Genomic DNA, 22,382 nt, shown 5'->3' with positions numbered 1-22,382 from the left:
AGCTCTGCATACCGCTAGAGGCTTAACAGGGGGAGGTGTTTCCCGATTTCGGCGGCCTCTGGTGGCGTCCTTTCTGGAACTGATCGTGTAATAGAGGATGGAGAGATGATTGCGGCCCCTGCGCGACGACATAGACCGGCCCCATCCTCTGCAATTCCAGAAAAACGGGGCCGGTACCGGCAATGTTGCCGGTCACATGTTGCGAATGTCTTCGTTTGCTTTAAGCACGAACTCAAACCCGATTCCCACTTCCTTCAATGTCTTTGCGACTCGGTCAATGAAGAACTCGGCTTGCTCTGGTAGTTCGTACAGGCCGTTAATGCGGATGATGGGCAGCTTGCCTTCGGATGGCGGATAGCTTTCCAGAATCTCGCCGCTTTCGATGAAGGCAATGTAGGTATTGATTTTCTCTTGCAGCAACAGCAGGTGCTCGCCCTGTTGGGCTTTGTGGCCCCATTTGAGGTGGTCGGTAATAACCAGGATTACGTTTTTGGGCTCCCACTCTGGTACGGCAATAATATCGACGACTTTCGTTTCTACGATGGACATGTCTGCTCCCTCAGAGGGTAGGATCAGGTCGAAGGATTTCGACTCTGGTAGGGGGGATCTTGGTGCCTCCGGGGAAGCCCGGCTTACCTTTGCCTACTACGGTAGCACCAGTTTTCTCAATCTCAGGGAAGGCCGCTTTCTGATTCTTGGTCAGTGGTGCTGTATCGGATGACTTGCATTCAACACATGAAAGCTCACCGTCAGCGTCTCGCCCCATCATATCAATTCGGGTCTTAACCCCGCTGTCGGTTTTAACCGTGACCTCGCGGGCTGCTTCTGGCTTGGTTTTACTGTATTCGTCGAAGGATTTGTCTTCAAACGCTTTGCCTTTCTTCTTGTTCTGCTCCAATTGAATACTGAGCACGATGTAAATCGGCTCAATGCCCGAGTCCGGGAACCAGATAATTGCATCTTGGAACTCGGGCGGATGCGCAGGATTCGCCAACACCATGTCAGATTGTGCAGTCGGCGGATACACCCAAACAGGTGGCAACGGTGGGGCGCCTTCCAGGGCAGGAATACCCAGCACACCGTCAATATCTGCCGCTGGCGTCCAGGTGAGGCCAATCCCGTTGCCGATGTCAGCAACATATGTCTCACCGACTTTATCGCCCTTGATGACGGGGACATTTTCCCATTCCGCTTTACCGCCCGTGTAGAAGCCGTAAGCGTTAACGGAACCATCCGGCAGCGTCTTCACGTTGACGCGGACACGTGTGCGGCCAGCGTCAAGAGTTGCGTATTGATCATTGGTGTAGAAGGCGCTGTCGGGTGAAATGCTGGTGTTCGGTATCAGCATCCCAACTGTGCCCATCGCAAAGCCAGAAGCAACAACGCTTGATCCTTTCAGTAGACGCAGTGACAGCGATCCGCCGAGACGTTCAGCAATTGCACTGCCAGTAGCAGACCCGCCCACCAGTTGCAGTGGAGTGCCTTCGGCGGTAATCGCTGCCCCGGTGCCAAGCACAGCCCACAACCCGTAGTCGGCCAGTTTCTCAACTGGCACAAACCCGGCTGGGTTCTTGTGATTGATTACGCCGTCAGGGAGGTTACAGCTCTTGGCGAACACACAGCCCATGGTGTCGGGCTTGTCTTCTGGCTTCGGTGCAAGATCTTTGTATTCCGCCCAACGCTGGGCATTGATATCAACAGGCTCTATGCCGCTGTTGTTACTAGTCGAGTTGGGCAAAGCTGGTTTGGGCACATAACCGGACATGCAGCTTCCTTTCGTCCTTGGGGAATTCCAGCCTGTAGCTGGGCAGCATCGACGTTACGGGGAAGCTTAAGCACTGGCTGTAGGGCAATTCCTAATTGCAGTGCTGAATGTTCCCTGATCCATGTTGTCGCAGAGAACGGATGGTAACCGCATTAGCATGAGGGTTTGAGCGATGGCATTTTGCTCACCCGCTGCCGTCGTTACGAAAGTTGGCTTTTGGCTGATTGCAATCGTCATCGCAGGGCGGGCAGGGGTGGGTGATCATGAACTGGGCGCCATCAGCTTTGGGAGGGCTGTTCTGATGCAGCTGGCCGATGTTCAGGTTTATTGCGGAGAAGGGAGAGTCTCGTCGAAGCTCTGGTGTCTGTTTCGATTCGTTCGGAGTCTTAGAAAAACAGAAACAGACACCTGAACAGACACCTAGTTGAAGCGGGTAAGGCTGGAGGTCTTGAAAATAGTGGAGCGGGTGAAGGGAATCGAACCCTCGTTATCAGCTTGGGAAACTGGAGCACACCACATTGCGCCACGAATTAGATTCGAAGTTTGTTGTGACGAAACTATTTCACCCTTCGAAACAAAAAAACGCGCCTAACCCACCATGTGCGCAAGTTTGGCGCTTTAAAGTATTAATATTCACTCTTTAAGAGAGTATCGCTTGTGAAGAGAATTCCGCTCCTTTAGCTTGGCTTCAAACGAATTAAATATTGTTATCCCAATTTCAGTAGGAGCGGTACTGCATAGGGCGGCGAGCGCGGAGCCAGCCCTTGTCGTAATTACTCCGGGAAAGCTACAGTTTGTTGGGGGAATTGCTGCAAGTACATCGTCGTGGTATCTAAATTGTGCTAGGGAGCCTGCTTTTAAATTGACTCCTAAAGCATCGTCATGTATCAACAATCCCGTGTGCTGCAATTGGTAAAGGATGTTGCCTATGTCGTGCTCTGCGCCGTGCACGTCGATTTTTAATGCGAAGGTGTTTTCCTCTATTGGCAGGAAGTAAACTTCATAAAGTTTTAATGAGTTTGAAAGAACTGCGTCAAAAAAATAGAATGATCTTTGGTCTAGTCTGGCAATCGTGAATAGCGTATCTAAATCGATTGTTCCAGGTTTGTCCGCCTCCACAGCAAAAGATTTGGCTAACAGATCTTGGCGCCAATCTTCGTTAAGCTTGCTAGCGAGATCGTTGAATCGGTCAAGCCATGTTTCATTGATGCTAATGTTTTCTTCAGTAGAGGTACTGGAGTCTTGTTCTTTTTCTCCTTCAAGATAGCGTACATGCGCAGGTACTTTCGAATAAACGAGTAGCCTATTTATTTCTTTTGTTATTAGCGCAACATTTTCTTCGGCTTTTAGTCTCTCCAAGCCGGTTTTGTTGAGTGAGTCACGTATTTGTTCAGTTTTCAGGTCAACAAGGGACCGAGCTTCTGCTAAGAAGTACTCGGCATATCCAGCTGTTTGTGCTTGTTTGGTTTTAAAGTCTAAATATTTAAACTTAGCATAGTCGAACTGTGATATAAAAAACGGGCCGACAGCTTTGGCTAAATTTACGCAGATTTTAACAGCGCTTCCTATTCCTTTAGTAGTGGTTACAGGTTCCATTATCAATTATCTCTTACGATATAGTTGGCCCCATAATGTTAGTTATGAGCGTGGTGTCAAGGAAGATTTCTTTCCCCGACGAGAAAATTTAGAAGGGAATTCGGGTTATGCAAGTCATCGACTCCATTTGAGATGTCAAAATCATAGCAGTCTGGCCTCTAGGTCATGCTGGATGACCACTTTCGAGGCCGATATGCGCTGGGTTGGTTCCCCGAATTCCACCTCGACATGACTGTCGACTGGCCTTTGGTGTGAAATCGATTAACCGATGTCCAATTTCTTCAAACGAGCCAAGCCTTGTTTGATATGGCCGGCGTTTTCACCCATGGTCCACAATGCTCCACGGACATTTCCGCCCACTTCCTGCGCCCCTTGTTCCTCAACCAGGAGGGTCAACTCCATAATGGCCGCCTGCAGAGCCTCCTGGTTTTCGTACAGCCTTTCCAGTACATCCGACAGTGAATAATCACCAAGCATGACGTCGACTCCTTTCGAGAAAAAATACAAGCATAGTACCGGCAGTGCCGTGTCAGGCAGTAATTGCAGCTTGCTTAGAAATTGCTACAAAGTGAAGAGGTTGCAGTGGATTGGCCCGTCTGGCTGGGGCGCAGGGGGAGGGCTACGCCCAATCCATCATTGGGGCCACACTGAAGCTCCGGGAGACGTGTTGGACGGTGATTGGAACATTGGATATCTGAGCGGTGAGGCCAAGGAAAGGTCGAAAGTTTATCAGAAAGGGGGGCGGGGGCTCTTGGTGAGGATCGTGGGCAGAGGTGGTGGCCTGTCCTGTTGGTGCTTGTACAACGCCGGTGTGTCAGGTCGCGTTAGCTGCTATGTACTACGCTAACCGACAGGCTGTACTGGGCAAGAACCAAGGGAGGATGCTTGCTATGCTTACTGAAGCCAAAAGGAAATGGGTCATTTGTATATTCCATGCGTGTCCCGCGCCTGAGGTTTTTGAAGATCCTGATAACTTTAGAGCCCTTCAGGATGCAGTCATCCAATCAATTTTCAACATGCACTCAAATAAACCATTTGAAAGTTTTAGCTTCTTTGATCAGTGGGTCATGCAAACCTACTGGACGTACCCCGAGCGCGCTGACGGTGACATAATTGGCGATTTTGAACCAGGATCCGAGCTGGTACAATATGCGACTGGTCTTTACAAGCTACATAAAGATGGAATCTTTGAGCCTCAGGTGGTCTTAGATCTGATTGGCAACAATCCAAATATTCATCCCGTTCTTGAGATAATGTTGCTGCGAGGTCCAGCCTTGCCGCTGAAAACACAAGCTACACTTGCCATGACATGCAAGGGGTTTCGCGATGGATTCGGCTACGATCCTTTCCAAGGAGGGCATAGAAAAATCGACTCGACTCTTTCGAGAGATGATGTGGTAAATCAGCTGTCATTGCATGCGTATCAATTCATCACTAACGCAATAGCTCCTGCTGTTTCCAACGCAAAGTTCCGCTCCGGTGATCTTGAAGTCAAGAAAATCTCCTCAGAGACTGCATATTCAACGAGTAGTGGTGACCGAACATTACTATTTACTAACTGTTTAGCTAAGACTGAAGATGGAAGCTTTGCAGTTAATTTTCTCGATGGCTCAGGAGCCTTAGCTGAGAAGTTCAAACTGAAAAAAAGTAATTATTCAGGAAGAGATTCACTTGTACATGCTGAGATTCGGCATCTTGAGAGTCAGCTTGATGCAGGAAAGCGTACCTTCATGAATGTATATATTGATAAGTTTTGTTGCACCTTCTGTGCGATCCAGTACATAGTCTTCGGTGCCATGGATAAAACTGCTGGGGCGGTATTTAATACGAATTTGCATTGGTATACTTTCTCACCATATGTTGTGTATTTTAAGTCGAATAGAATTAAGATGTGGGGTGCGGAGGTGGAAAGAATATTCGCTATCTTACCGGCAAGCGAGAAACTGAACTTTCTTAAGTGTTTGTTTGTGGCGTCAAAGAAGGGCAGTAGCCCACAAGTACCAACGATAAGTCTCAGCATTATTGAAGATACGATTTATGGGTTAGGTTAAACATACTCTCGTTCATGGGAATACGTGACACGATCAAAGGTAACCCAGACCACCGGAGGTTAGCTGGGGCCTCAATCTGAATCCTGAGCTTAAACGATCGTTTTCGGGCGATCTATGAGGCCGCCCAGTATTCCGCGAAGCTGGTCGGCCTCGCGCTTGTGGGCTCTTGCTGAGATGTCGAGGTCGTACAGTTGCTTTCGAACTGTAGCCAGCTGTCCGGACCTTTCCCGAAGGTTTTTCATTGCTTCATCACGCTGCGCAGAGGCGTCGGTGTACATCTGCACCAGGCCGAAAATATTTTCACGAGCTGTTCGAAGCTGCAGGTTCAGTTCCTGGACTTCGTTTTCCAGCAGGTGCAAGTAGTGGCGGCAGGTTTCAAGCTCGGTTGGGCATCCGAGCCAGTCGCTGGTGTCTTCGATGTCGAAGGAGTCCACGGTGATGCCTTGTATGTACTGTTCATACATACAGTAATCGAGGCGTAAAGGTCGGGCCAGTGTGAGGCGACGAACTGTAGTATGTGGGAGAAAAACAGTTCCGCAACCAAGAGACACCCCTATAGCCCGCTTGGGTTGCAGGCCTTTAAAAATCAGTAGCTTGCGGAACGCATGTCATGCTAACCTATTGATCTACTTAGCTTTGTGGGTGGATTGCAAATCCGCCTACGCCGGTTCGATTCCGACCTCGGCCTCCACTATAAATAGCTCCGTAGATCACTGATTTACGGAGCTTTTTTATTTGCAGTAGACGGCAAGATTTTGTCTTGAATTTGACGTCAGCGAACTTGCTTAGAGGGGAAGGGGTGTATATATTTCTTCCCCTGCTGCACCGCACCAAAAGAGTAATCGTTCATTCGATTGTTCTTGAAGGCTTCACCGCGCTACCGCCCGAATGGCGAAACTGGTAGACGCATGGGACTTAAAATCCCCCGTTCGTAAGGACGTGCCGGTTCGATTCCGGCTTCGGGCACCATGAATATCAAGGGCTTGCGTGAGATACCTCATGCAGGCCCTTATCAATTCCGCTCCGCAAAATAATAACCCGCTCCGCAATTCACTTGGTTGGCGTGACCTTTTTGCCTATGCGTTTACGGATGTAGTTTTCAGTCATAACAACAGTCGTATGACCAAGCTGATCCCGTGCTTGCCGGATATCTCCGCTCGACTCTGCCTTATCAGTGCCAGCTTTTGCTCGCAAGTCACGCATCTGGAAGTCGGCCTTTTCAACTCCCGCCGCTTCTCGCGCCGCATCAAACCTCCCTCGCAACATGCTGGTGGTCATAGGTTGGCCGTTATCCATAACAATTAGTTTGCTGGTGCGGATCTTATGACTGGCCTTTCTGGCAAGAATTCGGTCAATCACAACCTTCAACTCTCCAACAATCTCAATCCGCCTTTTTGCTCGGGTTTTTCCCTTGCTGCACCGCCAGTCTATCGTCGCGGATATCTCGTTCGTCCATTCTCAACGTATCGGCGATTCGTTGCCCTGTCAGATAAAATAGGTCCAGGGCATCTTTGAGCGGCTGATCGGCGTGCTTGGCTGCTGAGATGAAGACCTTCTTCGGCGTGTCGATTGAACCGAAGCACTGGAACAGAGACTGGCTCGAGCTATGGGAATCACTGAAGGAGGTCATTGCTGAAGTGGATATTCAGGCGCTAAAGCCTGTTTGGCAGGTGATTCACTCGGAAAATGATGATGAGGCAGCATAAAAATATTGACATGGTGGGGTTTTGTGCGTGCTTTTCCCATAGTGCACAAGTAACGCGAAACGCACACAAATAAAGAACCCGGCCATAGAGCCGGTTTTTTGCGTTATGGCTGCTCGATGAACGCCACGTCGGTGTAACCCGCCGCAATGCACATCGTCTTGTGAGTTTGCGGCGCTTTATCTTCTCTGTGCTGATCCCTGATAGGGATATGAAATCGCTGTGCGACCAATCGCCACTCATCGTTCTCATAGAAATGGTCGACCTGCTCAATGAAGGTCTTTCTCTTTCCGTCTTTGGTGTAGCTGATTTCGAATGTTCTTGGCATTACACGCTCCTTGTTTGGCGCCTGATCGGCGATGAGAAAGTCCAATTTAGTTCAAGTTCCACTGAGCACAGGATTTTTTGTACCTCGATTTTACCTGTAGCCAGGACAGCCTTTGGGAAGGCCTGGACGTCGATAGCCGGATAGAGCGACGTTAGCCGAAGTTCTTTTTGCAAAACTCCGACTCTGTGATTTTTTTTGCTCGATCAACCCAGTCCTGCAATGGGGATCCTGGGACGCCCATTATTTCTTTTTGTGCTTTGTCTGTAAGAACGGTTAACTCCGCAAAACTCATTTTCAATCCATGCTCTTGTTTGTATTGCGCTATCGCTTGGCCCGTTCTCGTTGCCAATGACGGATCGGAGTAGCCATCAATGGCGCCTGCCGCACCGCATCTTACGATCTGGAAAACGTGATCTTCCTTGCTCTCGCATCCCTGCAAGAAGAGAAAGGTCGTTGCGATTAGTGCTGAGCAAATTCTGCCTCTCTTCATTTTCAATCCTTGTGTTCCGGTTGTTCAGCTAATTTTCGGCCGGTGTTATACCTCGCGCGCTTCAAATGCGCACTCACTCTAGGCCTCGGCACTCGCCGAGGCTTTTTCGTATCTGGAGTATCAAATGGCTGAACCAGCGAGCACCACAGTCGGTGGCATGCTGCTTGTGAAGTATGGCGCGTTTATCGCGGGCTTCGCTGGAGCCCTTCTGTCGCTGACCTTCTTGCAGGGACTGACCAGGAAGCAGGCCGCAAGCGCGTTCTTCACTGGTTTTGCGTCTTCTGTTTTCACCACGCCGCTTGCCTTGCATTACTTCGCGCTGCCGGCCGACGTGGCGATCCAGTACGGCGTTGCCTTTCTGATTGGCCTGCTGGCGATGAACATCATCCCCGGCATGAAAGCGCTGGCTGGAAAGTTCGGCGTAGCCGGGAGTGCCTGATCATGAGTCCTATCTTGGGAGGTATTGACGCATTCCTGTGTGTGCTGGTGGTTGTTGCGGTAGTCGACTACTTACGTCGTGTGCGCCCGATTGAGCAACCGATGCTCAGTATCTCGTTCTACCTGGTCGCCATCGGTGCGTTTGGCGATTTTGCCGCAGCGATTCATGGGCACTACGTGAGCCCGTTCACCGTGATGATCCATGCTGGAGTGGTGGCTTATGCGCTGACCGCTATGGATATGGGCTTATCTGCTGGCGAGACTGTCGGGATGGTCAAGAGGCGTGAGTCCGGGACTGGCGGCCAGGTTCGAATGCTGACCATCAAGGAAGAGAAGTAGAGTGAAAGTGCCATCACTTGGTCTATGCTCTCTAAAATTTCCACATGGAAGGAAGTGGGCATGGTGATAAGGATCATTTCAATCGCGCTGCTTTTGAATGCTTGTGCAGGTATTGTTGAGGCCAAGCCTGACGCTGTATTAGCTCCGCTTCCTCAGAATGTACCCAATCTTTCAAATTATCCGGAAGCGGTCTCGAAGAATTTAGATGCTCAGCACCAGAGCGTTGCTGCGCTTCTCGACTATCAAACCGCTGCTGCACATTGCCGGACAGTACACAATTTCTATGAAAGCCGAGCGAAGACGGCTGAAGCCGCGAAACTTGGAGTAGGCGTGGTTGGCGGTGTTTTCGGTGTTGTAGGGGGCATGCTTGCCGCGGCGGGAACCGGGGGATTGTGGCCAGGAATAAGCGCTGGAGTTGCGGGCGTTGCTAGTACGACACTTGGGACAGCTGAGAAAGGGCCGCTCGGAACAGCTTCTTATTCGACAAATAGGGAGCTTGTGGCTAAAGCCATAGCAACGTCGGCTGCAAAACTGGATGGGCAAAAAACTGGCGATAGTATTTATCGGAACGCAGTGGTGTTGCTCGCCGCATGCCCTGTTCCGAGTGAGTGAGTGGAGACAAGGAATGTGCCGCAGATGAGTGCGGCACCTGGCCTCACTTTACTTCTAGTGCGGCTTGAATCTGATCAGCATATATAGATAGGTTTCCCATCTCCCACTGAAGCTGACCTCCTGCCGCAGGAGCGTTTGAGACCTTGGCCTGAATCAGTGTCAAGGCTGCTGACACCGCAAGCTCCCGAGCATCGGCCGGGCTGCCAGCCCCAAAAGATGTGTTGCCTCGAAGGTTTTTAAAGTTTTCAAACATGATGCCTTCCTTGCGATTGAGTTGATCCTTACCAATACTGGCAACACGCCACCATTTCAAGTCCTGCTTTAGCATTACCGAGAACACCTATGACAACCAAGCAACCCGACTGGGAGGCAATCGAACGCGCCTATCGGGTGGGGCTATGCTCTGCTGAGTCCCTTGCAAGCTCGACGGCCGCGGTGATTGCTGCTCTGGCTTGAGGACTGTTCTTCCAGCAAGTCGAACCTAATGCCGCGGATGCTTGAACCAGGATGTCACCAATATCCGATTTTCGGAGCTCGGCGAACGATTCGATACCCATCTGCTCAAGCCGAGTAATGACGGTTGGTCCTACGCCCTTGAGGGCGAGCAAAGCGGTTCTTTCTTCCGGTGAGAATGGCATCCGTAAATTCCTTTTTTAAATGAGTCAGTGGAAGTGTGCCCGACGCTATAAGACGCCTCAAGAGACCGGCGTCATCGTTTTGAGTATCAGCGGTAAAGAGTCTCCGGGGAGAGCGCGTGAACAGACCAGTGCCGCCGTCATCATTGCTTGAGCTGTCCGAACTGAGCGATTTCGGCATTCGCCTAACACCCGCCCCTGAGGTGTGGGAGTGGCTCCAAGCCGAGATCCTCTCCGGCACCGGCAGCATTCACAACGAAGATCATGCCCACCTACTGGATGCAGGCATCCGGATCATGTGGGCGTCCTCCAGCTTTGAGAAGCAGGGCCGGACAGTTCTGGGCCAGGCTGAGCAGGTAGCGTTCCGCGCTGGTGATTGGCAGAAAGCCCGGATGGAGCAACAGATGCGCGATTGGTTCGGCGACGTGCCGGCCTTCATCACCACCCTGGCTGCCGATTACTGCGCCCAGTGTTCCGACGCCGACTTCTGCGCGCTGATCGAGCATGAGCTCTACCACATCGCCCTGTTGGCGATCGGGATCTCGGCCGTCTCTTCACGGAAGCGCTTGCGGGTGTCGTGGAACAGGGTCACCCATTTCTTTGCCAGGTTGACGCCGGACCGCTTGGTAGGATGCCCGCGCTGATCGATGCGTTCATGTCCGGCATGGCCACGAACGCTTTTACGATGAGCGGTCTGGAAGAGGTCGACGGATGTCTGTATGCACAGTCGTGGTGGTGCAGGAGTGTGTGATTGTGTTCGGTCGGCAGAACGCCGGAGGAAGGGGCTGTAGATGGCGCAAATTCTGCACCGCAATTACTTTTGAGGTATTGGATTTAAAGGCCTGCAAGCTGAGTGTTTTTCTCTATTTGCGGTGCGGAAAGCCACTCATCTTATTGATTTTAAAGAAAAAATACGCGGACTTAAAATCCCCCGCTCGTAAGGGCGTGCCGGTTCGATTCCGGCTTCGGGCACCATATATATCAAGGGTTTGCGGGCGAAAGCTGATGCAAACCCTTGTTTGTTTCTGGTCCGCTATTTTGGAGTTGGTCCGCAATTTACTTGGTAGGAGTGACTTTCTTGCCTAGGCGATTTCGGATGTATTGCTCTGTCATAACCACGGTCGTATGCCCAAGTTGACCTCTCGCCTGCATGGGTGTGCCATCCTCTGTAACGATCAGCTGCGTCGAGCGGACCTTGTGTTCTGTTTTTCGGGACATGATTCGATCAATCAAAACCTTCAGCACACCGGTCACCTCAATTCGTCGCTTGGTCTTTGTTTTTCCCTGAAGCACCAAATTTGGCCGTCGCGGACATCCCGTTCGTTCATCAGTCGCGTGTCGGTCACCCGCTGACCGGTCAGATAAGCCAAGTCCATGGCGTCTTGCAGGCCGGCATCAGCCTTGTTGTGCACACGCTTGAAGAGCTCATCCTCGACGTATGTGTCCCGCCCCGTCTCTTTATTGCCCTTGATGCCAGCGCAGGGGTTGGCCAGGGATGTGTAACCCTTGTCCCTGGCGTAGTTCCAAATTGCGCTGAGCAGTGCCTTTTCACAATCAGGGATCAGCTACAGTTGAATGGTCATTCGCAAGGAGGTGGTTATGAGCATTGCTGTCTGTGTTGTATGTAGTGGGAGCTCCGATAAAGCTTTTCCAGTAGGCAACTTTTATGAGTTCAAATGCCCTGCTTGCGGACGTTATTCTGTGAACCGACAGCTACTTGAAGAAATGGAGAAGGCGAATCGGGTTTTTCATACGGCCCGCACACAGCAGTACCTGGTGATTCAATCCAGGTCCGGCCAAGTGCCGTCTATTTCCCAGCCCGAGGCATCAATTCATCAGCTGATCGTTGAGAGATCAAGCAATAGGTGAGGGTGGGTTGGTCCATCTGTGGGAGGAGTCTCGATTCAGAGGGGAGTGAGCTGCCCATCTTAAAGTGACCGATGCCGATATTCCGGCATCGTCAGCCTTCGATCTGCCGAAGAAAAGCAAAGCCTGGCGGACTTTCATGCCGTCGGCAATGTATCGCTCTGGCGTTTCCAGGATCTTGCGTGCCGTGCACAACCAGCAGGCCCGATTCGGCGTCCTGCTGAGTGTCCCGGCCACTGTGCCGGGTTTTTCATTTGGGTTTCGTCTTTATTTGACTAAACCGTTGTACACCTCGGTGGATGCACCCTCTTTCTTAATGATGAGCTTGTTCCCATCAGCCAGTGAGTCAACTGTTTCCGAGCAGCCGTCAATTGATGTCTTGCCGTCGACAGATTCTGTTTGGGTATCGAAGCTCACGGCGTAGGTCGTGGCAGGACAGCTGTTGCCGCCTTCGCCTGTAGAGATGACTAATACGAATTTATTGGGGCCAAATGCGTAGGCTTTTTCGATCCCAACATAGGTAGCGTACTCGGGCTCGTCGATCACTTGCTCCATGATATCCATGACGCCAGCGCGAGACTGGTAGTTGATTTCATGGCCGCTGATGGTAAATGGGCCAATTTTTTCACCCGAGATCAGTATTGGCTGATAAGCGATGCTGGGTGCTGGTGGGGTTAAATTCACAGGAGGTTTTGGATTAGCTGTGAGACTTATTTGTGTGTTCGGGCTAGTGCACTGGCCACTCTCACAGATGCGGTCGCCTTTGCAATCGGTATCCTTGGAGCACTGCGCGGACACCTGATTTGTCTGGCTGGTATTTTCTGCCGGTTTATCGCAAGCGGTGAGGGAGAGTGTGAGAAGCGAAAGTGCAAAAATACGCTTCATAAGCGAATTCCTTTTCATGGATGATGGCGTAACAGTATCGCCAATCGTTCCGCGAATGTCTTCTGGCCTTCGCCTCCCTTAACCTGACTCAATCTGAAATCGACGGGATGAACGCCATCAAGGCGCTTGAAGCTGACGCCGGCGAGTTGTTCAAGCAGATCGGCCTGATTGAAGGTGTTGATCCGCGGCTGTTGGCTCTGGCCAAGACCAACTTGCAACAGGGCTTCAGGTGGTTCGTGCATTCGATCGCGAAGCCTGCCGATCCGTTCAGTTGAGGGGTAACGTTACACGGCTCCGTCACGCTCTACCGCTGAACGGTGCTGTGCTCATCGATTACAGTTGAGTTTTGCTCCTGATATGATCGGCGGCTTATTTCTCTCTTGTTCAAGGTCGAATCAATGAAAGTGTGGCCCAAGGTAAAAAGTTCGGCACACACTCAAAGAGGCCATGTGAATTGTGCGCGCAGGAGGATTATTAATGACAGATCGACTTACCCATACGCGTATAAAAGCTCGTCGATCAGGTCCAGTTCTGGTTGCGTAAATTGCACATTGTTGAATTTTCTAATGTGCTCAAGTACTCCTCTGATGGGCACTTGGCGCGAAGGATTCTCAACTATCTCGATCAGGCGATCGTGCTCAGGATCTTTGCCTTTCAGGTATTTATGAATCAATTCCTTGAGCGATAAGCGGGCCTGCTGGTTGGTCAGCACTTTTATTTCTCCGGCAACATAGTGACTTCATCCACTTTAATGTAAGTGGGATCGCCCGGTTTTTGGAATAAGTTGCCTTGAACCACCGGTACCGTACTCGGGGTAGGCCTTGGTGAAAGGCTTCAAATTCGGGCCGGTGCCACCTAACTCGTGCGGAACAGTAACGTTCGGCGTTCCGTCCTTGTAGAGCTGCAACGTGTCGAACTTCAAGCGCAGACGGCCATCACTCCACGCTGGAGACGGATCGGCTGCAGTAACGTGTTTAGGTGCTCGAACCTGAAAAGCTTTTGTCGCAGCGTATCCAGTATCGAATTTGTCAAAACCAGGGCTTCCTGGGTGTCGATGGTCTTCTGCGCATGAGCGTTGAGACTTCCATCTGCGTTCTTATAACCCATGTACCGGTAGCCGATGGCTGGCAGTGTCGAGTCCGGTCCGGATGGACCTACGTAAAAGTCAGCTTTAAATTCGGTGACAACCGGCGGGCGTGGGGATATTTCCTGAGCCTATAAGGGCGGGGCAAAAGGTTATTAGACGTGCCGAAGCTGCTTTGTTAAAAAAATAGTGCATAGCACGCTGTCGGCGTGCTCATGCATCTCCATTTGGCTAAATGGAAATCGCCCAACATTGAGCTGGGCAATGATCAATGAGTCTGATTGCCGATACAGGGAAAAGTAGCTGCGACTTTGGCCAACTGCTCGCGCACCAGTGCATTGGGCTCATTGATCCCTCTTCTTTTCGGCTGCTTGACCCTCTCACCCAAAAAAACTTTTCGCCGGCTCGGCGGGGCCGACAGACACATCCGATGTACGACTCCTTGCCGATTGGCGCACCAGTGGTTGCAGGTCAATACTTCTTACCTGTCCTTGGAGCCCCCCCCTATGAACCGGCAAGAAGAGTTTTTGGCGAAAGCGTTAGAGGTTCATCATGAATATGAAGAAGCTACGGTCGCTGTTCATAAGATGATGCGTGAGAACAGGGCTATAGGCGCGGAATGGGATGCGGCTGTAGCGCGGCAGATCGCATCTCTTGATGCCTGGATGGAGCTGCCCCACGAGTTCGGGGACTTCAAGGCGGATGAGTGACAGGTTTCGATTTCAGTGGCGCGGGGTCTTCGGCAATCGGGCGTTTTGAACCTCCTCAATGTGAGGACATCAAACGACTATAACGTCAGGCACGGGCCTGCCCGGAGAAGATCAAATGAAACGCACAACTGCTTTGATTTTTGTGGTGTCAGCGGCGTTGTTACTGGGTGGTTGCTGGCCGTATTGGCATGACCATGACCGTCGCGGACATGATCGTGGGCGTTACTACGGTGACTATCATCAGGCACAAGAGTATCGCCGTGCATGAGTTCGAAGTAGCAGAGCCAGGATAGATTCGTCTCGAGCCCGGCAGTTCAATCGACTGCCGGGAGGAGGGCGTCTTATAGCCAATAGCGGTGGTTGGAGCGAATCCGGTGAAGGGAAAAGCCCGACACGAGATCGGGCTTGAACGTGCACGTCAACTCAACCGTTTAATCGTGTTTGTACTTATTCTTGTATTTATGATGGTGTTTACCGTTGTAACCTCTGCCCTCTGAGCCACGATTGCGATTATCGTCGGACAGGTTATTGCCGAGTGCGCCGCCCGCGGCACCGCCAAGACCTGCGCCAATGGTGGAACCGGTTGAGCCACCCAACTGATGACCAATCACCGAACCACCCGCCGACCCGAGCCCACCGCCGATCGCTGCGTTGGTTTTGTTGCCCCTCGGCGCAGCGACAGCGCTGCCTGCAGCTCCTCCTACACCCGCGCCGATCGCTGCACCGGTGCTTCCGCCCATTTGCTGACCAACTATGTTGCCCAGTGCGCCGCCAAGGCCTCCGCCAACGGCTGTGGTGCCATCTCCAGCGGCCATTGCTCCTTGTGTGATCAGGGCACCTAGAGCAAGGGTAAGCAGTGTGATTCGCATGCTGTGCACCTCAATAAATAGTTTTTGTGTTCAGACTGCTATTTTGACTATTGAGCATTTTGAAACGTGCGTACTTGTTTCCTATCGCCAAGCTGCTCTCGTCACTTCATTCAAGATGGAGCACTACAACTGTAGAGGACGCGGCAAAGCCAAAGTTCGACCTGCGATAATGGCACGTCGTCGAGGGTTTACACAGGAGCAATAAAAAACCCGCACAGAGCGGTTTTTTAGTGCGGGGTACTCGACTATCAACCACCAGAGGGATGCAGCAATGACTGAGCGCCATATGATCCACTCGGAAACGCTTTCGAACGGACGCAAGATCGAGGTCAAGGCCAAGATTTTGAGGGACGGCTCGTTGCAGATGTTCATCGGTGTTTACCAGCCTGACGGCACGGTCCTCTTTGAGGATCGCGACCCAAAACCGCATCTGCTGGACATGGAAGACGCGCTGGACTGGGGGATCGAAATCGCGAGACGCACCGGTAACGCCCCTGAAATCAATAAGACTTGATGATCACCGGATCTGCTTTCTTAATGTGTCGTCTCTCACTAGTGAATCATTGATCCGCTTCATGGTCGTAACTATGGTTGAACGCTCTCCAGACTAAACTGGCGGATAGCGACATTCCTTCTCCGTAGCACTGACCCTTGCTTTTAGGATGTTCATATGAAGCGCACAGCGATAATGATCCTGGCCATTTCAAGCTCTCTCCTGCTGGGAGGCTGCTGGCCTTACTGGGAAGATGGAGACGGGTACGGTCGAGATCACGACCGTGGTCGAGAGTATCACCGTCGTTATGATCGCCATGATGACCGTGGATACGAGCGTCGTGACAACGATCAGGGCGAAGGTCGTTACCACAAACGTGATCATGACGACAGAGACGACTGATGCTTGAGGTCTGGTCGGGACGAGGAAAGGTCATGCAGACTCTGACAGCAAGGACGGTTCGCCCCGTCAGCCAGTGGCTGATGGCGGCGGGTATTGGTCTGATCGTAATGATGACCAATGCCCAGGCTCAAACCACGCCACAAGCCGCTCAAGAGATAAAGAGCTTGCTGGATTTTGTCGAACACAGTGAGTGTCGGTTTGTGCGTAACGGAAGCGAATATCCGGGCTCCCAGGCTCGGGCGCATCTGGAGAAAAAGCTGAACTATCTCGAAGGCAAGAACATGATCAGCAGTACAGAAGACTTCATCGATCTGGCGGCCACTAAAAGCAGCATGAGTGGCAGCCTCTATGAAGTGCGATGCCCTGCAGGCGTACAACCTGCAAGTCTCTGGCTGAAGACCGAGCTACAGAGGCAGCGTCAGCTTCATTGAGTCGATCTGAAATCAAGAAAGCCCAGCCTGATGCTGGGCTTTCTCGTTTTCGGGCGTCGTACGGGTGGACTGGATCGGTCGGTCAGTCACTTCGAGGCTATCCTGTGATTTCAAGCCACGGGCGCAGTGACGTATGGGTGCGACTAGAGTGAATAAATCCCGCCCTTCGATTTAGAAACAGTAGTGCGCGTTGCTCCGATGGTAGGCCCCTTCCTGGTCTGAAGGTTCTTATGACGCCTCACACGCAGCCAGGGATGGCGGGCCGTGGTGGCATTGGCAAAGTGGCGATTATGGACACGAGAGTCAGACTGGCGAGCGGTGAAGAGGCAGAAGACTTTTTCGTGCAAACACTGGAGCAGGCTGTCGATGCCGTGGTGGTCATTGATGACCAGAACAACGTGGTGTTTTTCAATGCGGCTGCCGAACAGTTTTGGGGGTGTTCCCGTGTAGAAATACTGGGAAGCAATGTCAATAGATTGGTTCCTCACGCCATACGCCCCCACCATGACGGTTATGTCGGCGCAAACCGGGAGACCGGGGTCAACAAGATCGTGGGCGCTAGCCGGGATATCCATATCACGCGCAAGGATGGTGAGGCGCGTTGGGGCGCGATGTCGATCTCGAAAATCACCTTGCAGGGCCGAATCCTTTATGCGGCCTTCCTCAAGGATGTGACGCAGACGCGCATGAAAGATATCGAACACCGATTGCTGTCGATGTCGGTCAATATCACCAGTTCTGCCACCTGTATTGTCGACGCCGATGCGCGTCTCATCTATGTCAATGATGGGCTCATTCGACTGCTCGGGTATTCCCGTGAAGAGGTCATCGGGCGGTCGCCTTTGATGTTCTTTGTCTCCGATATTCAGGCCGAAACGCGTGCGCAAGCAGTGCTGGAAAGAGTCCTGCGTGGTGAGCCCAGTGAAGCGAGTGCACTGATCAGCAAGCGTAATGGTCAACGGTTGTGGGTGCATATTTCGTCGACCCCCGTGTTCGATGCTCAAGGGAAGGTCGACAACATTGTCATAGTGCTGACTGACATCACCCGGTCAAAGCTGCACGAGGTGTTACAGGACAAGGTGATAGGGGCTCTTTTGAAAGAGCAGTCTTTGGAAAGCGTATTGACCCTGATGTGTCAGGAGATCGAACGCATCGCGCCAGAAGTCATCGTTTCGATCCTGAGCGTGGACCCGGAAGGATTTCTGCACCCGCTGGCCAGTCCTGGTTTGCCGACCGATTACTCGAGAGCGATCGAGGGGTTACCGATAGGTCCTGTTGCCGGGTCTTGCGGGACGGCGGCCTACAGGGGCGAGCCGGTACTGGTGACGGATATCAATCACGATCCGCTCTGGGCGGATTACAAGTCTCTGGCCGAGAAGGCTGGTTTGCGAGCGTGCTGGTCTATTCCCGTGCGCAACGGCGCAGGCCGGATTGCTGCCACCTTTGCACTCTATTTCAGGGAATGTCGCGGTCCCGATACCTTGCATGCACACCTGGTGACGGCGGGAACGCACCTGTGCATGTTGGCGCTCGAGCGGGAAGAGGCGCGTGAATCGATTCGAAGAATGGCGTTTTATGATGCATTGACCGGCTTGCCCAATCGCAGTTTTTTGCTGGCACAGGCGGATCGGGCCATTGCCGAAGTTGCTCAAGAGCAAACCGGGCTGGCGGTACTGTTTATCGACCTGGACCGCTTCAAGCAGGTCAATGATGCACTGGGGCATGCTTCGGGCGACGAGTTGCTGCAAGTTATCGCGCAACGGCTACGCAGTGTGCTCCGGGAAGCGGACATCGTCGGACGGTTATCCGGCGATGAGTTCGTTCTGGTGCTTCCAAGGATGAATGCCACGCAGGTCACGACCTTTCTCGAGCGGTTGAAGATGACCCTGAGTATTGCGGCCAATATAGCCGGCACCTCCGTGGTCCTGTCGGCCAGTATCGGTATAAGCATGTTTCCAGTTGACGGGCAGGATATGGAAAGCCTGCTGCATTGCGCCGATATTGCGATGTACCAGGCCAAACGTACCGGCCGTGGCAGCTTCAGTTTTTTTCTCGAAGAGATGAACAAGATCGCTCAGGAACGTTTGATACTTGAGACGGCGCTGCGTGTGACCCTGGCTGACAATGCTCTTCACCTGGTTTATCAGCCACAAGTCGATCTGAGGAACGGGCGTCTTGTTGGCGTAGAGGCGCTGGCACGCTGGGAACACCCAACACTGGGCAGTATCTCGCCAATGCGATTCATCCCCTTGGCCGAGGAGTGCGGGTTAATCAATGAGTTGAGCCAATGGGTGTTGCAAGAGGCCTGCGGGCAATTGGCGCAGTGGCGCCAGCAAGGACTCATGGTCCCGTCCATGTCGATCAATCTGTCACCGATCAACTTTCACAATCTGAATCTGGTAGGGCTGATCGCCGAGCAGTTGCAGCGATATGAATTGCAGCCTGCCGATTTGTGCGTGGAGGTGACGGAAGGCGTATTGCTTTGCAACAGCCCTGGTTCAGAGCAAACCATCCAGGACCTGCATGCCTTGGGTGTGCGTCTGGCGATCGATGACTTTGGCACGGGTTATTCCAGCCTGGGGTACTTGCGGCGGTTGCCGATCAGTGAGCTGAAACTGGACAAGAGTTTTGTGGATGACCTGGAGCACGATGCTTCCTGCCGCGCATTAAGCGAGTCTGTCATCGGTATTGGCAAGGGGCTTTCCTTGCATGTTGTCGCTGAAGGCATTGAGCACGCTGCCCAGCGTGACATTCTCAGAACGCAGGGTTATGAGGTCGGGCAGGGATATTTCTTCTCTGTCCCATTGTCTTCCGGTGCGTTCATGCAATGGATGCTGAGCAGCCCGAGCGGGCGATAAACGGCGTAGAAATTACCCTGGCCAGCCACGGCCGTCGATCAGGTCCTCATCCCTGACATCTATACTCTTTGTCATGCATTCAGCCATGGGATCCCGATCCCGGGACCTATCCTGTTCACTCGCTGGTGATAAAGCCTTGGCCTGGATTTACGAGGGCTCAACATGCGGATTTTGATAGGGGTTGCAGTCTTCTTATTCATTTCAGGGTGCATGACTTCTCCAGTTCCAGCAGAAAAAGCCGCTCGGGTTCCAAGTGATCGGGTTTTTGCGTTTCAGCAACCTATCGAGGGAAACAGCGGAACGATTTTTGTGACGCGTGATGGCGGTTTGCTGGGTTCGGCCTGCTACATCGGTGTTTATGTGAACGGTGATTTTGTTGCGCGAGTGGGACCTGGTGAAGGAGCAAGGTTTTTCACCAAGCCCGGGGAAGTCTTTGTTGGCGCAGGAGAAGACCTGAAGGGTAACGGCCTGTGCTCGATAGGTATTTCCTTGCGCGAGGTCGTAACGACCATGGATGCCGGAGAGGTCAGGCATTTTCGAATTTACGGTGATGCGAGCGAGGGCATTTCAATAGCGCCAAGCTCTCGCTGAAGTAGCGACGTACGAGCTTCGACCTTTAAAAAAGTGTGGTTATTTAAGGACTTAGGTGATTTTTTGTGTGGAAAGAGGATGTAAATATCTTGTTACATCTCGAGTGGTGAGCTATTATCGCGTCCGTGTTCACCTACCACGGTTTACGCATTTTTAAGCCCCAAGCGTCCATCAGCTGCTTGGGCTTTTTTTTGCCTGAAATTTGCCGCTGGTTGGTACTGGTTTTGAACATGGGGCGTTTCTAAACTTCTAATACGTATCGACTGCAGGGCGTACGAGAGGTGAGCCATGAGGACCGATCCGCAAGCACCACGTATTAAAAAACCAGCTGAGCCAAGCCGCTCAGGTGAAGCTCGGCAGGACCGCGACGAGCTCCTGCCAGATAATCCGAAAAAGTGGAAGGATGTTCAAAGCGCGGTCGAGAGCGAGCTGGAAACACTGCACGATAAAGCCAGGCCCCTCTAAGTGGCGCTCGCCAGCGAATACAAGCGATGCATCTCACCGTCGGGTGAGATGCATCGTGCGCCATCAGGCAATCAGATCCACTTTGCCGCTGGCCAGGCGATAGATGCCCCCGACAACTTTCAATGTGCCCTTGCTCAGCGCTTCAGTCAGCACAGGTGAGGCTTTCTTGAGGTTGTTTACCGTGTCTTTGACGTTTTGCACGGTCGCATTCTCGAGCAGATTTCCCGGATCCTTGAGTACCTTCTCGATAGAGGGCCTCAGTGCGTCAGTCAGTTTCTGGATTTGACCGGGGAAAACCGCATTGTCCTTTGTTGCCTTGATGCCGGCATTGAGTGCGCCGCAGTCTTCATGCCCCAGCACCAGAATCAGTGGTGCGCCGAGCACCAGGACCGAGTATTCCAGGCTTGCCAGGCCTTCCTCCGTGACGAAGTTGCCCGCGACACGCACCGCGAAAACGTCGCCACGGGCCGTGTCGAACGCGTACTCGGGGGCAATGCGCGAATCAGCACAACTCAATACTGCTACGAACGGGTTCTGGCCGGTGACCAAGGCTTCACGCTCGGCCTTGAAGTCGTGCGTCTTTGAGGTGCCGTTGATATATCGCTTGTTACCGTTTATCAGTCGTTGAAGGGCCTTGTCGGGGCTGATCGCATTTTGTGGTTTTGGAGGCGGGGTCTTTTTCTCGGCGGCCTGGGCGATGCTGTCGGGCAGCACACCGGCAAGCAGCAGGGCGCTGGCGCCTAGTCCTGCAAGCCGGAGAAAACGACGCCGTCCGTCTGCCTCCGGCGCGGAGCTTGAATCACAAGATTCACACATGATTTGTGTACTCGGTATTTGGATGGGAGTGGCTCGCTATCAAGGGCTAATACTTGCGGGAACCTTCAGCACTTCTGCGTTGGAGTCTAGATGGTTTGCCGGGGCTCGTTTCAGGGGGGGCGCACGATTACAAAGTGCGAAATACCTAACACTTTGAGCTTAATCCGTTCGCTTTTGCCGGGGTCGGCTAACCTGTAAAGGTTAGGTAACACTCCCGCACACTATCTCCCCATGGACGGAATGCCATGTTTCCTCTTCTTCAGCTTTGCCAGATTGTGGAGTCCGGTTTCTATCCACTCTCGTGCACCTGCACGGTGAATCCCGACGGATCGTTGAGGGTCACGATTGTCGATCCCGAATCCGGACGTGTTGCACTGCTGATCACTGGCGTGTCGACATCGACGCTGTCCAGCGTCCGTGAGATCGCCAATTTTATCGGTGAGCTGCGTACTGAGTTGAAAGCCGGGCGTAGAGCGTTCGCAGGCTGAGACAACGATCAGGTCAAGCCGCAGTCCGACGATTGGACTTGTACCGAATGATCTGGCGGCAGGCTTGATTCGCCGCGCAAGCGAGGTGCCAAATCTGGGAGTTGCATCCAGTGCACAAGAGGGTTATCAAGTCTTTTGCAGTGGAAACGATTTTCAGAGCGTCGCATCGAGAGATGCCGTGACGCGGAGGGAATTGCCATGTTACTCAACAAACCCGAGCACGAACTGCGCAGCGACTTCCAGAACCTTGCGTCTGATTTGCGATGGTCGGCGGTGGAGCTCAAAGCCATTGCCGAGCGGCTGAGACAGACCGGTAATGAGGTCGATGCCCAGTCATTGCTGAAGACGTGTCAGGTGTTGGAGACCGCCGAAGAACGGCTGGCCCTCTACGCAAGTGAAGTGAAGTCTCATCGAATTCACCTTGAATAAGCGCGGGTCGCCAATACAGCTTGCTCAGGACTGCCAGT

26 protein-coding genes, 1 tRNA gene and 5 pseudogenes are annotated in these 22,382 nt (G+C 52.4%); 16 read left to right on the top strand and 16 right to left on the bottom strand.

The window, feature by feature from the left end; all coding sequences use genetic code 11:
* Positions 1–192: 192 nt before the first annotated feature.
* The 4 genes from AO353_RS27235 to AO353_RS27215 form a co-directional block, all read right to left on the bottom strand.
* On the bottom strand, positions 193–549 hold the full coding sequence (locus tag AO353_RS27235) for a DUF6572 domain-containing protein (RefSeq protein ID WP_054597767.1): 357 nt from the start codon (positions 547–549) through the stop codon (positions 193–195).
* Positions 550–559: 10 nt separating this feature from the next.
* Entirely contained in the window at positions 560–1,765 is a 1,206-nt protein-coding gene (locus AO353_RS27230) for an S-type pyocin domain-containing protein (RefSeq protein ID WP_054597766.1), read from the bottom strand.
* Positions 1,766–2,398: 633 nt separating this feature from the next.
* Entirely contained in the window at positions 2,399–3,361 is a 963-nt protein-coding gene (locus tag AO353_RS27220) for a DUF2806 domain-containing protein (protein WP_054597764.1), read from the bottom strand.
* Between the two features lie 261 nt (positions 3,362–3,622).
* Entirely contained in the window at positions 3,623–3,838 is a 216-nt protein-coding gene (locus AO353_RS27215; protein WP_054597763.1) for a hypothetical protein, read from the bottom strand.
* 413 nt (positions 3,839–4,251) lie between these two features.
* Between AO353_RS27215 and AO353_RS27210 the strand changes: the two genes are divergently transcribed.
* Positions 4,252–5,412 (top strand): hypothetical protein, encoded by a 1,161-nt coding sequence (locus tag AO353_RS27210; protein WP_054597762.1) that lies wholly within the window; start codon positions 4,252–4,254, stop codon positions 5,410–5,412.
* An 89-nt stretch (positions 5,413–5,501) separates the two neighbouring features.
* Here AO353_RS27210 and AO353_RS27205 read toward each other — a convergent pair whose 3' ends face one another.
* Positions 5,502–5,876 carry a hypothetical protein gene (locus AO353_RS27205; RefSeq protein ID WP_054597761.1) on the bottom strand — a complete coding sequence of 125 codons (375 nt, stop codon included), beginning with the start codon at positions 5,874–5,876 and terminating at the stop codon, positions 5,502–5,504.
* A gap of 418 nt (positions 5,877–6,294) precedes the next feature.
* On the opposite strand from AO353_RS27205, the gene AO353_RS27200 reads away from it, so the two are divergent.
* A tRNA-Leu gene (locus AO353_RS27200) sits at positions 6,295–6,381 on the top strand.
* 81 nt (positions 6,382–6,462) lie between these two features.
* Here AO353_RS27200 and AO353_RS27195 read toward each other — a convergent pair.
* Positions 6,463–6,943, bottom strand: a pseudogene (locus AO353_RS27195) (tyrosine-type recombinase/integrase); the annotation flags it as partial.
* Between the two features lie 13 nt (positions 6,944–6,956).
* Here AO353_RS27195 and AO353_RS31775 point away from each other — a divergent pair.
* Positions 6,957–7,118 carry a hypothetical protein gene (locus AO353_RS31775; RefSeq protein ID WP_237143015.1) on the top strand — a complete coding sequence of 54 codons (162 nt, stop codon included), beginning with the start codon at positions 6,957–6,959 and terminating at the stop codon, positions 7,116–7,118.
* A gap of 103 nt (positions 7,119–7,221) precedes the next feature.
* Here AO353_RS31775 and AO353_RS27190 read toward each other — a convergent pair whose 3' ends face one another.
* Positions 7,222–7,443, bottom strand: coding sequence for a hypothetical protein (locus tag AO353_RS27190; protein ID WP_054597760.1), 222 nt, complete (start codon positions 7,441–7,443; stop codon positions 7,222–7,224).
* A gap of 151 nt (positions 7,444–7,594) precedes the next feature.
* Positions 7,595–7,933 carry a hypothetical protein gene (locus tag AO353_RS27185; protein WP_054597759.1) on the bottom strand — a complete coding sequence of 113 codons (339 nt, stop codon included), beginning with the start codon at positions 7,931–7,933 and terminating at the stop codon, positions 7,595–7,597.
* Positions 7,934–8,057: 124 nt separating this feature from the next.
* On the opposite strand from AO353_RS27185, the gene AO353_RS27180 reads away from it, so the two are divergent.
* The 3 genes and pseudogenes from AO353_RS27180 (at position 8,058) to AO353_RS27170 (ending at position 9,322) form a co-directional block, all read left to right on the top strand.
* On the top strand, positions 8,058–8,372 hold the full coding sequence (locus tag AO353_RS27180; protein ID WP_054597758.1) for a hypothetical protein: 315 nt from the start codon (positions 8,058–8,060) through the stop codon (positions 8,370–8,372).
* A 2-nt stretch (positions 8,373–8,374) separates the two neighbouring features.
* Positions 8,375–8,596: pseudogene (locus tag AO353_RS27175) on the top strand (hypothetical protein); the annotation flags it as partial.
* 174 nt (positions 8,597–8,770) lie between these two features.
* Positions 8,771–9,322, top strand: a complete 552-nt coding sequence (locus AO353_RS27170) for a hypothetical protein (protein WP_102667331.1) — start codon at positions 8,771–8,773, stop codon at positions 9,320–9,322.
* A 43-nt stretch (positions 9,323–9,365) separates the two neighbouring features.
* On the opposite strand, the gene AO353_RS27165 is transcribed toward AO353_RS27170, so the two are convergent.
* Complete coding sequence (locus AO353_RS27165; protein WP_173860026.1) at positions 9,366–9,650, bottom strand: hypothetical protein; 285 nt, start codon at positions 9,648–9,650, stop codon at positions 9,366–9,368.
* Between the two features lie 55 nt (positions 9,651–9,705).
* Complete coding sequence (locus tag AO353_RS31770; protein WP_054597755.1) at positions 9,706–9,960, bottom strand: hypothetical protein; 255 nt, start codon at positions 9,958–9,960, stop codon at positions 9,706–9,708.
* A 116-nt stretch (positions 9,961–10,076) separates the two neighbouring features.
* On the opposite strand from AO353_RS31770, the pseudogene AO353_RS27155 reads away from it, so the two are divergent.
* Positions 10,077–10,481: pseudogene (locus AO353_RS27155) on the top strand (putative metallopeptidase); the annotation flags it as partial.
* Here the strand turns inward: AO353_RS27155 and AO353_RS32290 are convergent.
* The 3 genes and pseudogenes from AO353_RS32290 to AO353_RS27145 form a co-directional block, all read right to left on the bottom strand.
* A pseudogene (locus AO353_RS32290) lies at positions 10,478–10,588 on the bottom strand (DUF2280 domain-containing protein); the annotation flags it as partial. The pseudogenes AO353_RS27155 and AO353_RS32290 sit on opposite strands and share 4 nt — an antisense overlap.
* Before the next feature lie 425 nt (positions 10,589–11,013).
* A pseudogene (locus AO353_RS31760) lies at positions 11,014–11,507 on the bottom strand (tyrosine-type recombinase/integrase); the annotation flags it as partial.
* A gap of 583 nt (positions 11,508–12,090) precedes the next feature.
* Entirely contained in the window at positions 12,091–12,708 is a 618-nt protein-coding gene (locus tag AO353_RS27145) for a hypothetical protein (protein ID WP_054597753.1), read from the bottom strand.
* 62 nt (positions 12,709–12,770) lie between these two features.
* Here AO353_RS27145 and AO353_RS27140 point away from each other — a divergent pair, with 62 nt between their 5' ends.
* Complete coding sequence (locus tag AO353_RS27140) at positions 12,771–12,983, top strand: DUF7681 family protein (protein WP_054597752.1); 213 nt, start codon at positions 12,771–12,773, stop codon at positions 12,981–12,983.
* A 215-nt stretch (positions 12,984–13,198) separates the two neighbouring features.
* On the opposite strand, the gene AO353_RS27135 is transcribed toward AO353_RS27140, so the two are convergent.
* Positions 13,199–13,420 carry a hypothetical protein gene (locus AO353_RS27135; protein WP_054597751.1) on the bottom strand — a complete coding sequence of 74 codons (222 nt, stop codon included), beginning with the start codon at positions 13,418–13,420 and terminating at the stop codon, positions 13,199–13,201.
* A gap of 878 nt (positions 13,421–14,298) precedes the next feature.
* Here AO353_RS27135 and AO353_RS27125 point away from each other — a divergent pair.
* Both AO353_RS27125 and AO353_RS31255 read left to right on the top strand, forming a co-directional pair.
* Entirely contained in the window at positions 14,299–14,502 is a 204-nt protein-coding gene (locus tag AO353_RS27125; RefSeq protein WP_054597749.1) for a hypothetical protein, read from the top strand.
* Between the two features lie 115 nt (positions 14,503–14,617).
* Positions 14,618–14,770, top strand: a complete 153-nt coding sequence (locus AO353_RS31255) for a hypothetical protein (RefSeq protein WP_158246536.1) — start codon at positions 14,618–14,620, stop codon at positions 14,768–14,770.
* 163 nt (positions 14,771–14,933) lie between these two features.
* Here the strand turns inward: AO353_RS31255 and AO353_RS27120 are convergent, their stop codons facing one another.
* Positions 14,934–15,371, bottom strand: coding sequence for a glycine zipper domain-containing protein (locus tag AO353_RS27120; RefSeq protein ID WP_054597748.1), 438 nt, complete (start codon positions 15,369–15,371; stop codon positions 14,934–14,936).
* A gap of 271 nt (positions 15,372–15,642) precedes the next feature.
* On the opposite strand from AO353_RS27120, the gene AO353_RS27115 reads away from it, so the two are divergent.
* The 4 genes from AO353_RS27115 (at position 15,643) to AO353_RS27100 (ending at position 20,146) form a co-directional block, all read left to right on the top strand.
* Entirely contained in the window at positions 15,643–15,885 is a 243-nt protein-coding gene (locus tag AO353_RS27115) for a hypothetical protein (protein ID WP_054597747.1), read from the top strand.
* Between the two features lie 413 nt (positions 15,886–16,298).
* Positions 16,299–16,697: a DUF5329 domain-containing protein gene (locus AO353_RS27110; protein ID WP_054598359.1), complete on the top strand. Its 399-nt coding sequence runs from the start codon at positions 16,299–16,301 to the stop codon at positions 16,695–16,697.
* A gap of 230 nt (positions 16,698–16,927) precedes the next feature.
* Positions 16,928–19,555, top strand: a complete 2,628-nt coding sequence (locus AO353_RS27105) for an EAL domain-containing protein (RefSeq protein WP_371917652.1) — start codon at positions 16,928–16,930, stop codon at positions 19,553–19,555.
* A 162-nt stretch (positions 19,556–19,717) separates the two neighbouring features.
* Complete coding sequence (locus AO353_RS27100) at positions 19,718–20,146, top strand: hypothetical protein (RefSeq protein WP_054597745.1); 429 nt, start codon at positions 19,718–19,720, stop codon at positions 20,144–20,146.
* Positions 20,147–20,674: 528 nt separating this feature from the next.
* Here AO353_RS27100 and AO353_RS27095 read toward each other — a convergent pair.
* Positions 20,675–21,427 (bottom strand): carbonic anhydrase, encoded by a 753-nt coding sequence (locus AO353_RS27095; protein WP_054597744.1) that lies wholly within the window; start codon positions 21,425–21,427, stop codon positions 20,675–20,677.
* 245 nt (positions 21,428–21,672) lie between these two features.
* Here AO353_RS27095 and AO353_RS27090 point away from each other — a divergent pair, with 245 nt between their 5' ends.
* Both AO353_RS27090 and AO353_RS27085 read left to right on the top strand, forming a co-directional pair.
* Positions 21,673–21,915, top strand: a complete 243-nt coding sequence (locus AO353_RS27090) for a DUF1652 domain-containing protein (RefSeq protein ID WP_054597743.1) — start codon at positions 21,673–21,675, stop codon at positions 21,913–21,915.
* 198 nt (positions 21,916–22,113) lie between these two features.
* Positions 22,114–22,344: a hypothetical protein gene (locus tag AO353_RS27085; RefSeq protein ID WP_054597742.1), complete on the top strand. Its 231-nt coding sequence runs from the start codon at positions 22,114–22,116 to the stop codon at positions 22,342–22,344.
* Positions 22,345–22,382 lie beyond the last annotated feature (38 nt).

Source organism: Pseudomonas fluorescens (assembly GCF_001307155.1).
GTDB classification, from domain to species: Bacteria; Pseudomonadota; Gammaproteobacteria; order Pseudomonadales; family Pseudomonadaceae; genus Aquipseudomonas; species Aquipseudomonas helvetica.
The sequence above is the reverse complement of the archived record's forward strand: the minus strand, read 5'-3'. Positions and strand labels throughout refer to the sequence as shown.

Coding starts and splice junctions, on each gene's coding strand:
- AO353_RS27095 (WP_054597744.1), bottom strand. CDS start 21,427: ATGTGTGAATCTTGTGATTCAAGCTCCGCGCCGGAGGCAGACGGACGG.
- AO353_RS31770 (WP_054597755.1), bottom strand. CDS start 9,960: ATGCCATTCTCACCGGAAGAAAGAACCGCTTTGCTCGCCCTCAAGGGC.
- AO353_RS27100 (WP_054597745.1), top strand. CDS start 19,718: ATGCGGATTTTGATAGGGGTTGCAGTCTTCTTATTCATTTCAGGGTGC.
- AO353_RS27120 (WP_054597748.1), bottom strand. CDS start 15,371: ATGCGAATCACACTGCTTACCCTTGCTCTAGGTGCCCTGATCACACAA.
- AO353_RS27165 (WP_173860026.1), bottom strand. CDS start 9,650: ATGCTAAAGCAGGACTTGAAATGGTGGCGTGTTGCCAGTATTGGTAAG.
- AO353_RS27230 (WP_054597766.1), bottom strand. CDS start 1,765: ATGTCCGGTTATGTGCCCAAACCAGCTTTGCCCAACTCGACTAGTAAC.
- AO353_RS27205 (WP_054597761.1), bottom strand. CDS start 5,876: ATGTATGAACAGTACATACAAGGCATCACCGTGGACTCCTTCGACATC.
- AO353_RS27170 (WP_102667331.1), top strand. CDS start 8,771: ATGGTGATAAGGATCATTTCAATCGCGCTGCTTTTGAATGCTTGTGCA.
- AO353_RS27110 (WP_054598359.1), top strand. CDS start 16,299: ATGCAGACTCTGACAGCAAGGACGGTTCGCCCCGTCAGCCAGTGGCTG.
- AO353_RS27180 (WP_054597758.1), top strand. CDS start 8,058: ATGGCTGAACCAGCGAGCACCACAGTCGGTGGCATGCTGCTTGTGAAG.
- AO353_RS27115 (WP_054597747.1), top strand. CDS start 15,643: ATGACTGAGCGCCATATGATCCACTCGGAAACGCTTTCGAACGGACGC.
- AO353_RS27215 (WP_054597763.1), bottom strand. CDS start 3,838: ATGCTTGGTGATTATTCACTGTCGGATGTACTGGAAAGGCTGTACGAA.
- AO353_RS31255 (WP_158246536.1), top strand. CDS start 14,618: ATGAAACGCACAACTGCTTTGATTTTTGTGGTGTCAGCGGCGTTGTTA.
- AO353_RS31775 (WP_237143015.1), top strand. CDS start 6,957: ATGAAGACCTTCTTCGGCGTGTCGATTGAACCGAAGCACTGGAACAGA.
- AO353_RS27090 (WP_054597743.1), top strand. CDS start 21,673: ATGTTTCCTCTTCTTCAGCTTTGCCAGATTGTGGAGTCCGGTTTCTAT.
- AO353_RS27185 (WP_054597759.1), bottom strand. CDS start 7,933: ATGAAGAGAGGCAGAATTTGCTCAGCACTAATCGCAACGACCTTTCTC.
- AO353_RS27190 (WP_054597760.1), bottom strand. CDS start 7,443: ATGCCAAGAACATTCGAAATCAGCTACACCAAAGACGGAAAGAGAAAG.
- AO353_RS27210 (WP_054597762.1), top strand. CDS start 4,252: ATGCTTACTGAAGCCAAAAGGAAATGGGTCATTTGTATATTCCATGCG.
- AO353_RS27085 (WP_054597742.1), top strand. CDS start 22,114: ATGTTACTCAACAAACCCGAGCACGAACTGCGCAGCGACTTCCAGAAC.
- AO353_RS27105 (WP_371917652.1), top strand. CDS start 16,928: ATGACGCCTCACACGCAGCCAGGGATGGCGGGCCGTGGTGGCATTGGC.
- AO353_RS27235 (WP_054597767.1), bottom strand. CDS start 549: ATGTCCATCGTAGAAACGAAAGTCGTCGATATTATTGCCGTACCAGAG.
- AO353_RS27145 (WP_054597753.1), bottom strand. CDS start 12,708: ATGAAGCGTATTTTTGCACTTTCGCTTCTCACACTCTCCCTCACCGCT.
- AO353_RS27220 (WP_054597764.1), bottom strand. CDS start 3,361: ATGGAACCTGTAACCACTACTAAAGGAATAGGAAGCGCTGTTAAAATC.
- AO353_RS27125 (WP_054597749.1), top strand. CDS start 14,299: ATGAACCGGCAAGAAGAGTTTTTGGCGAAAGCGTTAGAGGTTCATCAT.